Genomic DNA, 14,216 nt, shown 5'->3' on the forward strand with positions numbered 1-14,216 from the left:
GTTGGTACTGAAAATCTTACCAATGTTTCTTTTTACAATGGCAACAAATAAAGAAACAGTTACAACGACACTTATTTCGATTGAACTTCCAATCATCATCACAATGGTGCTTGTCTTTAGATTTCCACCAATCGTCATCACAATGGCGCTTATCTTTAGATTTCCACCAATCATCACAACAATGATTTTTCTTAGAACTCCAGCAATCATTATTCCAGGACATTCTTTTATACCTCCCTTCAATTAGGGTTAGTATTATTCTATGTTTTAGTAAAAAAACTGCTTGTTTATTAACCTATTATTATACTTTTATATGATAGAGAGCTTTCTACTAGATATAGAATTCATAAAAACTATGCTAATTTTCATGGGAGAATAGAAGAAATAAAAAAGTGCTAACAAGTTTGCAAACGAACTTGCTAACACTTATACGAAATAGACATAAATTACCGCTGATATATCATCTTCAATAATAGCCATAATCAATTAATACACACTAACAAGAAATAATCATAAAAACAGTCTTAATATCAAGAATATAATCATCCAGATATTCCTTTACTTTTCAGACGAAAACGAGGGATGATATTGATTTCTACCCCAGAGTTTGCATCAAATAATAAAAAAATACGGTTTGTAAAACTAAAAATGCAACAAGCTACAACCGGCATGAAATGGATTAAGATATTTAGAAATTTAAAAGATGATTTTCAAATAGGTGGAGATTTGGATTTAGACCATATTCTCCAATATCCGAAAGATTATATTGTCGGGGAAAATAAAAGGGTGTTATTTCCATACAATGAAAGAATATATAAAGTCCAAGGTACTAAAATAGAACCAGGTATAAAAGTAAAGGAAAGAGAGTATTTATTTAAAGAATTCCAGCGTAAATTCTCTTATTTCACAATACTTCCAGAATGTAAAAAGGTAGCAACAAATAACAAAAATGAATTATTTCCTTTATTTGCACCAAAAGGATTAGAGACATTAACATTAGAAGTTTGGTCTGAAAATATAGCGCTGGAAATAGAACAAGTATTACTTGATAGCGAAATTGTTTTGACTAAAATTGGTGAAAATTCTTATGTATTGAATACAGATTTCCCAGTATTATTAAAGATTGTGAGATACAATATTGAAAAGGTGTTACAAAATCCATATAAAATGCAATATTGTCAAAAATATAAAACAAATCTTGTAGATGATGTTACGAAAGCTGTCTATGCTACCGCGGGTGAGCGCAGTGATGCGACATTAGCATTAATCGCAATGAAAAATTGTGATGGACGCGAAAAAATTGATCCAAAACAAATCATTAGAGAGGGATTTGCACGAACAAATCGTATTTCAACATTTATTAATTTATTTATAGGCCAAAGTGTATCTCGTAAAACAATTGTAAATAGTGTTTTTAGTCTATTAGAACAAAAAGGATTTTTGAAGCGTAGTTGGAATAAGATAAATTTACCTTGTACATATGTTAATTTATCAATTGAACGAATATCGAAATTTGATTTCTTACCTATTCTTTCAAAAATAAAAGGAAAAGAAATTTTATATAAATTATATGGGAATACAGAGTGGCAAAAGATTGATTACGTATTATTAAATATAAATAAACATAATGCATTTTTATCACAACCATCAAAGAGAAATGATATGGGGGCTCTTTTTAAACAATATGTTTTCGAAACATTAATGGAAATTGTACAATATGCAAAAGAACAAAATGAACAAGTTTACTTCATTGTAGATGCAAATTTGAGAAAATATTGGATAAAAGAGTTACAAAATAAAGAAATTAATACAGATATTTTACCTGATATTGTTCCAGAGGTATTAAAGGTTCCCAACTTAAATATTATTAGAATAAATACAGGTTTTGATGTACCAAGCTACGGTGTAATAGAATGTGATGATGCTCTAGATAGAATAGGCTTATATGCAGATCAAAAAGGGATGTATTATAGCACTGGTGAATATTCACTTAATTGTAGTGAAGTTTTTCAGCGATATATAATTGAAATTCTACCATTAGGTGTAAAACCTGTAGAAAGGGATTATATCGCTAAAATGATACATTACATGTGCTGTAATTCTAGTATGCTTTCGAAAAAGAATGTACACATGACATATTCCGTACATATGGAAAAAGTAATAAAGAGTTATATTACTGACATAGATGCAAGAGAATTTAAAGAATTTGATGATGAATTGGATGTAGATGTAGTAAAAGTAGAAAAGAAAGATTCAATTATTCTACTTTAAATACTAGTAAACAAATCCTGCTCGTTATATCGATCAGGATTTGTCATTTTTTTATGCAAATAAGGATATCATTTGTCAAGTATCTTTTCGTTTACATATTTACTTTATGTGCAGACAGGATTAATATGTTTTTTAGAAATACAAAAACTATACCAAATGGAAAAGCGATTTTTATTAATTGAAAAAATTTGAAAGGAATGGGGAATGGTGAAGAAATTAGATGTGCTCTTAATGCTACTGAGCGTCCTCTTTCCAATTGCAGGACTTACAAAGCAAATCCCTCTAGAACAATCTGTATATATTGGAGGGCTTTTATTTTTTACTAGTTTCGGTAGTTATTTTGCTAAAAAGATGTATTCACGTATATGCAGCTGGATAGCGTATGCGCCATTTATAACATTACTGTTAGTTATTTGGCATCAGGATATTACAACAAGCTCAATCATAGCAAATGCGAAAATTGCTGCATGTGTCGCGTTAATTCCATGTTTATTTCGTTTTCGTACATATGGACTTACTTTGGGATTATTCTCATTATGGGCCGCTTTACTATGGGATATAAAAGAAGTACAGTCGTTAGTCATACTTGAACGCATGACGAGTTTAATGACAAGCCATTATGTATATATATTACTATTAATTGGAGGACTTGTATTAGGAGGATTACTTGCGATGTTCATTCACCGCAAAGAGAAAGATAATAATAAAGAAAATATAAATCTACTTGGACCAAAAAAGAAACGCAAAAGATTATCATTTAAGATTCGTCTTCCGAGATTACCGAAATTAAAGATGAAACTATTTAAGTTTGGTGGGAAAGAATCTAAAAGTAAAATTCCAGAAAAGATACATGAGCATAAGTACGAAGAACCAGTTGCAACATATAAAATGACAGAGAAAATAGATCCATACAAAGAAAATGAAGTTCAAGGTCAAACAAGGATGGAACGCCGAAGAAATAGGTTTAATGCATAATGAAGTTTAATAACCCCGTAATGACTTATCTTAATATTGATAAATCATTACGGTTTTTTTATGTAATTAAATAAAGGTTGCTAATGAGGGGGGGATAGCATATTTTATAGGTGAGAAGTTAAATAAAATAAGGGGAGGATAAAATGCTTATCATTACATATATATCTGCTTGTATATTATTCTTAGTTAGCTTTTTACATGTATATTGGGGTTTCGGAGGTAATTGGGGGACAAATAGTGTTATACCAACTAAATCAGGGGAAAAGGCGTTTACACCTCGTGCCGGAATGACATTGTTCATTGCATTATTATTAAGTATGGCAGCGATAATTTTGTTGCAACAAGCAAATATTGTTCATTTTGCAGTTCCTAATGTTATTATTCAAGTCGGTTCCTGGATTTGTATGAGCGTCTTTTCTATTAGAGTAATTGGTGAGTTTAATTATTTTGGTATCTTTAAACGACAAAAAGATACGCACTTCGCTAGAATGGATACTGGTTTATATATTCCACTTTGTGCATTTTTATCTTTATCTTTCTTATTAGTAATAATTTTGTGAGTAAATAATAGTAGTTTCTTTTCTCAAAATATATGTAAACGTGAGAAATCCAAGAGTAAATAAAAAAGGGTGTAAGCGCCTTCTTGTCGAAATGTAAATTATTATGAAAGGCGGTGACACTATGAAGTATGTAAAAGTTAGTATGAATGGTGGAAGTGAACACAAATTTTCAATGACTTTAGATCGGTTTGAAGAACTTATTACTACAGAGAATGGGATATTAGAAAATAAATTAGTATGTATTGAAAATGTAATGATTAATCCTACTAATATATCTTCTGTAGTTGAAAAAATTGGTGTACCGGCTAAGTTTATGGAAGCTTAAAATCGTTAGATAAAAAACATCCCCAATGGATGTTTTTTAATTTATAAATATGAAATTGTATAGTGAATATTTGAGTAGATTTTTTTAGCAATGACTATGCATATATTAAGTACCTGAACATGGTGCTTAATATATGCACGAAATAATAAGTATAAGCATATATTATGTAGTAGGACAAGATCTTCGTGTCCTACTTAATACTCAGAAAAAACCTCTAATCACATAAGAGCATCCAATTGCAGGGTGCTCTTATTTTTGTAAAAATTTACTGCAAGCCTTATTTTATAGTAGGATGCAAGAATAAAGGGCTATTTTTAAATAATGTTCTTTAGCCTTTAATGTTAAATTTATCTTTAACATTAGTAAATATTAAAAATAATATGATAGCAGAAATTAAGTTAGATAAGTAGAAATCTTGATGAAACAGTAGTTCGAAGATGACATAGAAAGTAACGAATAAGGCGATAACAGGTAGTATGCAAATAAATATAAATCTCCAATTTTTTAAGTAATGTCTATAATTAGTAAGTACTTTCTCCATAAATGTAGCTCCTATATTTTTGTTTTTATATAATTATACATTTAGATACAAGGATTTTCAAAGTAAAAATATTTAGCAATTCAAAAATATAAGGAAAGTATTTGACTTTAAAGAACTATACTAAAATGATACACTATAATCTACGTTATTTTTGAAATGAATAGAGGGATTTGTGTGATAGATAAAATTAAAAATGCTGTAGAGGATATGTACGAGGATGAGGTTAAAGATTTACTTCAAAGTATTCTCATACAGTTAAACTTATTAGAAGAAAACTATAGTGAAGATACAATTAAAAATTTGATGGATATTCCGAAACAATTAACGAGTAATCCTACTTATAAAAGAAATGTAAAAGAAAGTACGCACGTACATATTGCTTTTGATGATTCAACGGCTGGTTGCTTAACATATATGTTAAGTCAAGAAGAATTATTTGAAGAGAGTGTTGTTGCTTTTTCTGAATTCTTTTCAATTGGACCGATATATAAGTTGCATACGAATGGGGGGCAACTAGCAAGACAGAAGTGGTTAATAAATAATTTAACTGCTTATGATAGTTATTTTGAAGAAGAATATTTATCAAGATTTATAGCAACTATAGAAGAACTACATACTATTCCTGTTGAAACGCCTATTACAATTTGGAAGGCTGATAATGCACATGAACATGTAGGCCTAAGTTTTGTAATGGCACAATTAAAGGATAAGAAAAACATTCGAGTTATTAATACATCTGAAGCAAGTCGAGAAATATTAAAACAAGAGTATGATATTCGTGGAACTGGAGAATTACCACCTGAAAGTTTAGCTCTATTCCAAAAAAGTTTTGCAAAGTTACCTTATTTAACTGAAGAGAAGCGAATGAAGTTTGAACATGAATGGGATAGAATATCGGGAAGCGTAGAATGTTTAAGAGTGTGGAAAGAAAATGAAGTATATTCTGTACAAGAAGATTATTTTGATCAATTTATAATTGAATGCGCGAAAAGTGTGGGTGCTGATCGAGAATTCCTCAAAGCTCCTAGAGTAATTGGTGAAGCACTTGGTCTTGTTGAACAATTGGTTGGAGATACTTTCTTAGAATATCGCTTGAAACAATTAATTAAACAAGAAGTATTTGAATTTGAAGGTTCGTTAGATGAAATGCGTTTTTATAGTGTGAAGTTAAGGAAATAATAAACACCTTCTATTTTTGAAAGGCTCGTATTTTTAATAATACGAGCTTTTTAAGTTGAATTTGGGCTATAACATAAGCTTCCCAGAGAGGGCATATCACATATAAATGTTAAAGGTAATGAATGAAAAGTAGGTGATTTGTTAATATGTATAACCAACAAAATTATCCATATGATCAAGCGATGTATTATAATCCACAAAACTACGGGTATGAATCTGTAGATGAAGCGAGAGATATGGAACAAGAAGATTACAGACCAGATGATGCGGAAGATGCTCCAACGTCACCACCGCCGTCGCAAGCTCCGTCGTTACCGTCTACCTTTGCGTCTCCATCTCAAGCGGGCAATATGAAATCATGGATGTGTAATTGTCTAGGAAGATGGGGCTATTTACGTTTACATCGTCCTGGTCCTTTCGGAAGGGACTTATGGTTCTTTCCGACTGAAGTGAGAAGAAACGGAGTATCAGGTTACACTTGGCAAGGTGGTCGTCGTCGTAAAGTAAGTTATCGCTATCAACAAATTAGTAATTTTATGTGCTTCGCATAAAGAGTAGTGGGAGAGTGAAACGATTTTACTCTCTCACTTTTTTATTTTTCAATATACGAAGTAAGATTTTGGTTAAAAATTTACAATTTTCACGTTTTTATTAGAGTATAATGCATATGTTGGGTTGGTTTTCAAAAACAAATGAGAGTGAGGGAATACAATGTCAATGAAAAACAAGGTTGGACTAAAAATAGAGGAGGGCATTAATTTAGCTTCAGCTCAATTTAAAGAAGATGCGTATGAAATTTATAAAGAATCTAGAAAAATGCAACCTATCTTATTTGTGAATAAAACTGAACTAGGTGCGGAATGGCTTATCACAAGATATGAAGATGCTTTGCCACTTTTAAAAGATAGTCGCTTAAAAAAAGATCCAGCCAATGTATTTTCTCAAGATACATTGAATGTGTTTCTTACTGTTGACAATAGTGATTATTTAACTACTCATATGTTAAATTCAGATCCACCTAACCATAATCGTTTACGATCACTCGTACAAAAAGCTTTTACACCGAAGATGATCACGCAATTGGAAGGAAGAATACAGGATATTGCAGATGATTTGTTAAATGAAGTCGAGCGAAAGGGTTCATTAAATCTTGTTGATGATTATTCGTTCCCTTTACCGATTATTGTAATAAGTGAAATGCTTGGCATTCCAAAAGAAGATCAAGCGAAATTTAGAATTTGGTCTCATGCTGTCATTGCTTACCCAGAAACACCAGAAGAAATAAAAGAAACTGAAAAGCAACTATCTGAGTTTATTACATATCTTCAATATTTAGTTGATATTAAACGAAAAGAGCCAAAAGAAGACTTGGTGAGTGCTTTAATACTTGCAGAGAGTGAAGGGCATAAACTTAGCGCTCGGGAACTATATTCAATGATAATGTTACTAATTGTGGCGGGACACGAGACAACGGTAAATTTAATAACAAATACGGTATTAGCGCTCCTCGAAAATCCAGATCAATTACAGTTATTAAAAGAAAATCCAAAATTAATTGATGCCGCTATTGAGGAAGGACTACGATATTATTCTCCAGTTGAGGTTACAACTTCAAGATGGGCAGATGAACCTTTTCAAATTCACGACCAAACAATCGAAAAAGGAGATATGGTTGTCATTGCCTTAGCTTCTGCAAACCGTGATGAAACTGTATTTGAAAACCCAGAAGTATTCGATATTACTCGGGAAAATAATCGTCATATTGCCTTTGGTCATGGTAGCCATTTCTGCTTAGGCGCTCCACTTGCTAGGTTGGAAGCAAAGATTGCTATTACTACTTTGTTTAATCGAATGCCTGAACTACAAATAAAAGGGAATCGTGAAGAAATTAAATGGCAAGGTAACTATTTAATGCGTTCTTTAGAGGAATTGCCTTTAACTTTCTAGAATAGTAAAAGGAGACATGCATACATCGAAAATGATTTACATAGAGTATGTATGTGTTATTTAAATTCGAAACGGAAGGGTGAAGACATCCCAATGATCAACTAATTCTATTTGTAAGAGATCTTCGTTAAAAAACGAAATATTCTTCTGAATAGGGTTAGTCTGTACATTTATAGAAAAGGGATGTATTTCGCTCTGCGAATATATAGTCTTTTTATATGATTTGTGCTGCCTCCTGTTCAGAACATGAAATAGGAGGCTTTTTTATGTCGACAAATGTAGTAACGAAACAAAACAATGGGGTATCACAAGTATTAAAAAATCGGTTTGTTCAAGGGATTTTAGCATCAGCATTATTTTTACAAATAGGAATATGGGTTCGAAACTTTGCGGTATTACTATATGTAATGGAAATGACAAAAGGTGATGCTTTTGCTATTTCGATGATTTCAGTTGCTGAATTCGCTCCAATTTTTATTTTTTCATTTATTGGCGGTACTTTTGCTGATAGGTGGAAGCCAAAGAAGACAATGATATGGTGTGAGACGTTAAGTTCCATTTCAGTATTCGCTGTATTAATTACGCTTATGTTTGGAACGTGGAAAATTGTGTTTTTTGTGACACTCATCTCTGCAATCCTTTCACAGTTTTCACAACCATCTGGAATGAAGTTGTTTAAACAACATTTATCAACGGAACAAATTCAATTAGCAATGTCTATATATCAAACGATATTTGCAATATTTATGGTATTAGGACCAATCCTAGGGACATTTATCTTTCATAGTTTTGGAATTTATATTTCAATCATCATAACAGGCATCTCGTTTGTACTTGCGGCAGTTGTATTGTTATTTCTTCCGAAAGATCTTGAAAACGACGTAGAAAAGAAAGATATCACTCTGTTGCAGGAGATGAAGGACGGTATTAAGTATGTCAAAAAGAAAAAAGCATTAACTTTGCTGGGGCTTTGTTTTATGGCTGCAGGACTAGGTATAGGATTAATTCAGCCATTAGGTATATTTATTGTGACTGAGCAGTTAGGATTATCAAAAGAGAGTTTACAGTGGCTACTAACAGTAAATGGTGCGGGAATGATTGTTGGCGGGGCATTAGCGATGGTATTTGCGAAAAACGTTGCTCCGCAAAAGATGTTAATTATCGGTATGCTTGGTCAAGCAATTGGTATTAGCATTATAGGGTATTCTACAAATTTATGGGTTACACTTACAGCGCAGCTTTTTAGTGGTTTAGCTCTTCCTTGTATCCAAATTGGTATTAATACGCTTATTATTCAAAATAGCGATACCGATTTTATAGGTCGTGTAAATGGTATTTTAAGTCCGCTATTTACCGGTTCAATGGTAGTAACGATGAGTATAGCTGGCTCATTAAAAGAGATGTTTTCATTAAGTATGATGTATGAAGGGACGGCTTTACTTTTTATAATTGGATTATTGTTTATTATACCTATATACAATTTAAAGCCAGTAATAGCGATAGAAAGTGAAATAAGTGGTAAAGGAAGTGCTGTACAGAATGAATCCTAATCCAAATATTAAATACCCTATTGAAGGAAATCAAAACGTTCAATTTATAAAAAATACAATAACAAAATCTAATATACTTGTTGGTGAGTATTCTTATTATGATGCGAAAGATGGAGAAAAATTTGAAAATCGAGTATTACATCATTATGAATTTCTTGGAGATCGCCTTACTATTGGAAAGTTTTGTTGTATTGCATCTGGAGTTAACTTTATTATGAACGGAGCGAATCATCGGATGGATGGATTTTCGGCATATCCATTTAATATCTTTGGAAATGGGTGGGAGAAGTATACACCTAGTTTGTCTGATTTACCTTACAAAGGTGATACAGTTATAGGAAATGACGTTTGGATTGGTATGGATACAACTATTATGCCTGGAATAAAAATAGGGGATGGTGCAATCATTGCAGCTAAATCTGTTGTGACTAGAGACGTCACACCATATACAATCGTTGGTGGAAACCCTGCAAATAAAATAAAAGAGAGATTTTCAAATGAAATAATAGAAGAACTATTGCAAATTCAATGGTGGCATTTTGACATTGAAAAAATAACTGAAAATATAGATGTGATTGTACGAGGAGATATTGAATCATTAAGAAAACTAAAAAGGTAATAAAAAATGCATGACAAAGAGTATCATACCTCCGAATTTTGTTAATGATAATAGAACAAGGAGGTGTGATACTATGGCACAAGACGTTTTATGTGAAGTAAACAACTGTAAATTTTGGGCGAATGGTAATAAATGTAGTGCAGAGGCAATTTACGTAGTAAGTCATAAAGGTAAACATGCATCTACAACGGAAGAAACAGATTGCAAAACTTTCGATCCAGAAGTGTAAATTTTTGAAGGGTAGCCAAATCGTGGTTGCCCTTTTATTAATTATAGTATTGATAATAAATATCATTTTCATTCATTGTTTTTAAATTTTCTTGTTATTTTTTCATATTTTTTTCATAAGTGATGTAATCCAAGTCAACTCATGTTCAATTCGTGATTTACTAAATTCAATGACTTCAGTAATAAAAGATGAGGTAACCTCTAGAGACTGAATAGCAGTAAGCTGATTATGTAGTACGTTTTGGCGTATAGTTAAAATCTCTTTTCTAGCCTCATAGTCAAGTTTTTCAAATAGTGCGATACGAACAAGGAATTCTGCATTGTTTGTCGCAAGTTTTTCGGGAAAATCTCGTAACATTTCAGAAAAAATTTCTTCTCCTGTTTCTGTTATATCGTACATATTTCGGTTTGGTTTTCCGACTTGTTTATGTATTTTTTTCGTTATAGCACCCATATTTTCAAAGCGCCGAAGGGCAGGGTAAAGCATGTTGTGATTTAATTCAAAATTCTCACCTAAACGATTTTGAACATTTTTTTTGATTTCATATCCATGTTTTGGTCCTGTCGTTAATTCTGCTAGTAGTAAAATGTCAACGTACATAAAAATCCCCCTTATATATTTCTCAAGTTCTCTAATGAAAAATCTCCTTTAGTATATGTTAAAATAACATATGATAGTTTATACAACTTTGAACTGCCGACCTATCACTTTTATTGTAAAAGAAAAGGGAGGAAAGAACTATGGCTTCACCTGAAAATGTTATTTTAGTTCATGAAATTTCAAAGCTGAAAACAAAAGAAGAATTATGGAATCCATATGAATGGTATCGTTTGATGAGGGATAATCACCCAGTTCATTATGATGAAGAGCAGGATGTATGGAATGTTTTTTTATATGATGATGTAAATCGTGTTTTATCAGATTATCGCTTATTTTCAAGTAGAAGGGAGCGCAGACAATTCTCAATCCCTCCATTAGAAACTAGAATAAATATAAACTCTACAGATCCACCAGAACATCGCAATGCACGTTCCATTGTTTCTAAGGCATTTACTCCAAGAAGTCTAGAACAGTGGAAACCTCGAATACAGGCTATCGCAGATGAACTTGTACAGCATATCGAAAAATATAGTGAAGTTAATATCGTTGAACAGTTTGCTGCCCCTTTACCTGTTACCGTTATTTCTGATTTATTAGGAGTCCCAACAACAGATCGTAAAAAAATTAAAGAATGGTCTGATATTTTATTTATGCCGTATAGTAAAGAAAAGTTTAATGATCTGGATGCTGAGAAAGGGATAGCATTAAATGAATTCAAGGCATATCTTCTACCGATCGTTCAGGAAAAGAGATATCATTTAACTGATGATATCATTTCCGATTTAATTCGAGCTGAATATGAAGGAGAAAGATTAACCGATGAAGAAATTGTAACCTTTTCATTAGGTTTACTAGCGGCTGGGAATGAAACCACTACAAATTTAATTATTAATAGCTTTTATTGCTTTTTAGTAGATTCACCTGGAATTTATGAAGATTTAAGAAAAAACCCTAGCTTAATTTCAAAAGCGATTGAGGAAGTATTACGCTATCGCTTTCCTGTTACATTGGCCCGGAGGATTACAGAGGATACAAATATATTTGGCCCTTTAATGAAAAAGGATCAGATGATTGTTGCGTGGGTTAGTGCAGCGAATTTAGATGAGAAAAAATTTTCACACCCCTCTCAATTTAATGTACATCGAATAGGAAATGAAAAGCATTTAACCTTTGGGAAAGGTCCTCACTTTTGCTTAGGAGCACCACTTGCACGTTTAGAAGCTGAGATTGCATTAACTACCTTTATAAATGCTTTTGAAAAAATAGAGCTATCTCCATCTTTCTGTTTAGAAAAATGTATATTGGAAAATGAACAAACATTAAAATACTTACCTATTCGATTGAAAGCCAAATAAAAATCTCAACAAGGTGCATACATTTGCATCTTGTTTTTTGTTTCTCAATTGTGAGTTTCAGGTAATTACCTTAATATGGAGTTGTATAAAACGTAGAGGAGGATTCCTATGTTGACTTGTAATGGAAGTAAATCATTTCAAAAGTTTATTAAAGGTGTTACAGATCTTATGGAAAACGGTTTATTTGAAGAAGAAATAGTGTGTGGCATTGAAAAGTTACTAGAAGAACTTTTAGAAAAGAAAACATGGCTTCCGTTAGATAAACAGAAGGCGAATTCGACTCAATATGCACGACATTTATTGTATGAGGATCCGCTCAAACGTTTTGAAGTACTAGCTCTCGTATGGAAAGATGGACAATCTACACCTTTACATGATCATGACGGCACATGGGGGGTAGAAGGCGTCTTTTCAGGAAGGATAATGGTGCAGAACTTTATACAAACGAAACAACTTGGAAATTCACTTGTTTATTTAACACATACAGGAAATCTATATTTGGGAGAAGGAGAAACCGATAAAGTCATTCCACCTGCGGATTGTCATATTCTTGAAATTAGCAAAAAGGAAAGCGTTATCACAATTCATATCTATGGAAAACGGTTAGAAAAGTTTAAAGTATATATCCCAACTGAAGAAAAAAATGTGTACATGTGTGAGACAAAATACATTAGTTATAATTCATAGTTTGAAATCCAAAGCTTTTTAAAAAGAAAAGCTTTGGATTTTATTTTTAATTATTTCTTGACCTGAAACGCTTTTCATAAATTATAAATAAGAAGTACCTCACGAGGATTGTATGAAAACGATACCTAATAATTAATTAGAACTCGTGTATTTATAGAAAGTGGTGAAGAAATAATGAAATTAATCGCAATTGATTTAGATGGAACTCTTCTTTCGGGGAATAAAATGATTAGTAAAGAAAATGCAGAAGCAATTCGAACATGTCAAGAAGCTGGCCATGTTGTAGCAATTTGTACTGGACGTTCTATTGTTGATATTGAACGATTATTGTTAGAAGTTGATTTAGAGTGTCCAATCATTGCGGAAAATGGTGCGCTTATATATAAAGATAAGAAAATGATGAAGAGATATCCAATTCAAAATATGCAGGCACTTGAAATTGTGGAATATCTTGAAGAGAATGGTTTATATTATCAGCTTTATACTGATAAAGGTGTGTATGTACCGGATTATGGAGTAGAGAGTGTACGTAATGAAATTGAGTATGTGAAGAATTCAAAAGAAAATTTCGACTTGAAAGAGTTAAAAACAATCGCAGCATTATATCTTGAGCATACAGCGTTTCATAGTGCGGAAAGTTGTAAGCCAATTGTAGAAACAGATATACATGTGCATAAACTATTACCATTTTCTTATGATATTGAGAAATTAAAAAAACTAAAAGAAACATTTATTCATAATACAGATTTAGCAATTACATCTTCATATTGGCACAATTTAGAGATTAATCATAGAGATGCTCAAAAAGGGAATGGATTATATACTTTAGCAGAATATCTTAATATTCCAGTTGAAAACACTGTAGCGATAGGTGATGGGCTAAACGACGTTTCTATGATGGAAAAAGCGAACATATCAATTGCGATGGGTAATGCAGTTGAAGAAATAAAAACAATCTGTAAATACGAAACGTTATCAAATGAAGAACATGGTGTGGCACATGCTTTATATAAATATGTAATGTAATTAAAAAAGAAAAAAGAATCCAAAGGGATTCTTTTTTCTTTTTTATTAGGGGTAAGGTATTCTATGAGATTCATAGAAGCCTTATTACATTTCATTATATAGAATATATTGGAATAAATGTTTATATTTTTCATGAAATTTGTGAATATTTTATGAATTTTATACTTGTTGCATTTTTATACCGTTATTAGTGACGCGTATGACCCTCAAGGAAAAATTCAGTGAATGTAAGGAGGAATGAACGAAATATCTACTAATTAAAGGTATATTCAGTATATACATTCTTTTCTTATTTTAATTGAAAAATAAAATTTGTGCGAATAATTATTCTACAGCTATATACCTACACTAG

General features: G+C 31.8%; 16 protein-coding genes. 14 read left to right on the top strand and 2 right to left on the bottom strand.

All coding sequences use genetic code 11. The features are described 5' to 3' along the window. The 5 genes from MR167_RS33265 to MR167_RS00025 form a co-directional block, all read left to right on the top strand. On the top strand, positions 1 to 247 hold a 247-nt coding region (locus tag MR167_RS33265; protein ID WP_346657764.1), incomplete at its 5' end, for a hypothetical protein. Between the two features lie 341 nt (positions 248 to 588). Further along, a complete protein-coding gene (locus MR167_RS00010) occupies positions 589 to 2,271 on the top strand; it encodes an RNaseH domain-containing protein (protein ID WP_140159731.1) in 1,683 nt (560 codons plus the stop codon). 207 nt (positions 2,272 to 2,478) lie between these two features. After that, positions 2,479 to 3,246 carry a DUF3959 family protein gene (locus tag MR167_RS00015; RefSeq protein WP_014894749.1) on the top strand — a complete coding sequence of 256 codons (768 nt, stop codon included), beginning with the start codon at positions 2,479 to 2,481 and terminating at the stop codon, positions 3,244 to 3,246. Positions 3,247 to 3,389: 143 nt separating this feature from the next. Then, a complete protein-coding gene (locus MR167_RS00020; RefSeq protein WP_000905579.1) occupies positions 3,390 to 3,806 on the top strand; it encodes a DUF3995 domain-containing protein in 417 nt (138 codons plus the stop codon). 121 nt (positions 3,807 to 3,927) lie between these two features. Beyond that, the gene (locus MR167_RS00025) at positions 3,928 to 4,131 is read left to right on the top strand and encodes a hypothetical protein (protein WP_000878369.1); all 204 of its coding nucleotides are present in this window, start codon (positions 3,928 to 3,930) and stop codon (positions 4,129 to 4,131) included. A gap of 328 nt (positions 4,132 to 4,459) precedes the next feature. Here the strand turns inward: MR167_RS00025 and MR167_RS00030 are convergent, their stop codons facing one another. After that, positions 4,460 to 4,672: a hypothetical protein gene (locus MR167_RS00030; protein ID WP_000416837.1), complete on the bottom strand. Its 213-nt coding sequence runs from the start codon at positions 4,670 to 4,672 to the stop codon at positions 4,460 to 4,462. A gap of 174 nt (positions 4,673 to 4,846) precedes the next feature. Between MR167_RS00030 and MR167_RS00035 the strand changes: the two genes are divergently transcribed. The 6 genes from MR167_RS00035 (at position 4,847) to MR167_RS00060 (ending at position 10,196) form a co-directional block, all read left to right on the top strand. Then, entirely contained in the window at positions 4,847 to 5,851 is a 1,005-nt protein-coding gene (locus MR167_RS00035) for a DUF1835 domain-containing protein (protein WP_016098570.1), read from the top strand. A gap of 146 nt (positions 5,852 to 5,997) precedes the next feature. After that, positions 5,998 to 6,402 (top strand): hypothetical protein, encoded by a 405-nt coding sequence (locus tag MR167_RS00040; protein ID WP_000282691.1) that lies wholly within the window; start codon positions 5,998 to 6,000, stop codon positions 6,400 to 6,402. 160 nt (positions 6,403 to 6,562) lie between these two features. Continuing rightward, entirely contained in the window at positions 6,563 to 7,798 is a 1,236-nt protein-coding gene (cypA, locus tag MR167_RS00045; RefSeq protein WP_000062093.1) for a cytochrome P450, read from the top strand. A gap of 266 nt (positions 7,799 to 8,064) precedes the next feature. Beyond that, a complete protein-coding gene (locus MR167_RS00050; protein WP_000106404.1) occupies positions 8,065 to 9,348 on the top strand; it encodes an MFS transporter in 1,284 nt (427 codons plus the stop codon). Further along, on the top strand, positions 9,338 to 9,967 hold the full coding sequence (locus tag MR167_RS00055; RefSeq protein WP_137000442.1) for a Vat family streptogramin A O-acetyltransferase: 630 nt from the start codon (positions 9,338 to 9,340) through the stop codon (positions 9,965 to 9,967). The genes MR167_RS00050 and MR167_RS00055 overlap by 11 nt, the downstream gene beginning before the upstream one ends. A gap of 73 nt (positions 9,968 to 10,040) precedes the next feature. Continuing rightward, a complete protein-coding gene (locus MR167_RS00060) occupies positions 10,041 to 10,196 on the top strand; it encodes a DUF1540 domain-containing protein (RefSeq protein ID WP_000046095.1) in 156 nt (51 codons plus the stop codon). Positions 10,197 to 10,298: 102 nt separating this feature from the next. Here the strand turns inward: MR167_RS00060 and MR167_RS00065 are convergent, their stop codons facing one another. Further along, positions 10,299 to 10,796: a PadR family transcriptional regulator gene (locus MR167_RS00065; RefSeq protein ID WP_000289119.1), complete on the bottom strand. Its 498-nt coding sequence runs from the start codon at positions 10,794 to 10,796 to the stop codon at positions 10,299 to 10,301. Between the two features lie 140 nt (positions 10,797 to 10,936). On the opposite strand from MR167_RS00065, the gene MR167_RS00070 reads away from it, so the two are divergent. From MR167_RS00070 to MR167_RS00080, 3 genes are all read left to right on the top strand, one after another. Continuing rightward, on the top strand, positions 10,937 to 12,151 hold the full coding sequence (locus tag MR167_RS00070) for a cytochrome P450 (RefSeq protein ID WP_017763211.1): 1,215 nt from the start codon (positions 10,937 to 10,939) through the stop codon (positions 12,149 to 12,151). A 108-nt stretch (positions 12,152 to 12,259) separates the two neighbouring features. After that, positions 12,260 to 12,838, top strand: coding sequence for a cysteine dioxygenase family protein (locus tag MR167_RS00075; protein WP_000954440.1), 579 nt, complete (start codon positions 12,260 to 12,262; stop codon positions 12,836 to 12,838). 174 nt (positions 12,839 to 13,012) lie between these two features. After that, positions 13,013 to 13,864 (top strand): Cof-type HAD-IIB family hydrolase, encoded by an 852-nt coding sequence (locus MR167_RS00080; protein WP_000766389.1) that lies wholly within the window; start codon positions 13,013 to 13,015, stop codon positions 13,862 to 13,864. Positions 13,865 to 14,216: the final 352 nt, after the last annotated feature.

Source organism: Bacillus cereus group sp. BfR-BA-01355 (genome assembly GCF_022663675.1).
GTDB classification, from domain to species: Bacteria; Bacillota; Bacilli; order Bacillales; family Bacillaceae_G; genus Bacillus_A; species Bacillus_A thuringiensis_S.

What these genes read in the sequence shown, in the direction of transcription:
- MR167_RS00040 (WP_000282691.1), top strand. Translation starts at nt 5,998, where the DNA reads ATGTATAACCAACAAAATTATCCATATGATCAAGCGATGTATTATAAT.
- MR167_RS00065 (WP_000289119.1), bottom strand. Translation starts at nt 10,796, where the DNA reads ATGTACGTTGACATTTTACTACTAGCAGAATTAACGACAGGACCAAAA.
- cypA (WP_000062093.1), top strand. Translation starts at nt 6,563, where the DNA reads ATGTCAATGAAAAACAAGGTTGGACTAAAAATAGAGGAGGGCATTAAT.
- MR167_RS00070 (WP_017763211.1), top strand. Translation starts at nt 10,937, where the DNA reads ATGGCTTCACCTGAAAATGTTATTTTAGTTCATGAAATTTCAAAGCTG.
- MR167_RS00060 (WP_000046095.1), top strand. Translation starts at nt 10,041, where the DNA reads ATGGCACAAGACGTTTTATGTGAAGTAAACAACTGTAAATTTTGGGCG.
- MR167_RS00075 (WP_000954440.1), top strand. Translation starts at nt 12,260, where the DNA reads ATGTTGACTTGTAATGGAAGTAAATCATTTCAAAAGTTTATTAAAGGT.
- MR167_RS00080 (WP_000766389.1), top strand. Translation starts at nt 13,013, where the DNA reads ATGAAATTAATCGCAATTGATTTAGATGGAACTCTTCTTTCGGGGAAT.
- MR167_RS00050 (WP_000106404.1), top strand. Translation starts at nt 8,065, where the DNA reads ATGTCGACAAATGTAGTAACGAAACAAAACAATGGGGTATCACAAGTA.
- MR167_RS00055 (WP_137000442.1), top strand. Translation starts at nt 9,338, where the DNA reads ATGAATCCTAATCCAAATATTAAATACCCTATTGAAGGAAATCAAAAC.
- MR167_RS00020 (WP_000905579.1), top strand. Translation starts at nt 3,390, where the DNA reads ATGCTTATCATTACATATATATCTGCTTGTATATTATTCTTAGTTAGC.
- MR167_RS00025 (WP_000878369.1), top strand. Translation starts at nt 3,928, where the DNA reads ATGAAGTATGTAAAAGTTAGTATGAATGGTGGAAGTGAACACAAATTT.
- MR167_RS00030 (WP_000416837.1), bottom strand. Translation starts at nt 4,672, where the DNA reads ATGGAGAAAGTACTTACTAATTATAGACATTACTTAAAAAATTGGAGA.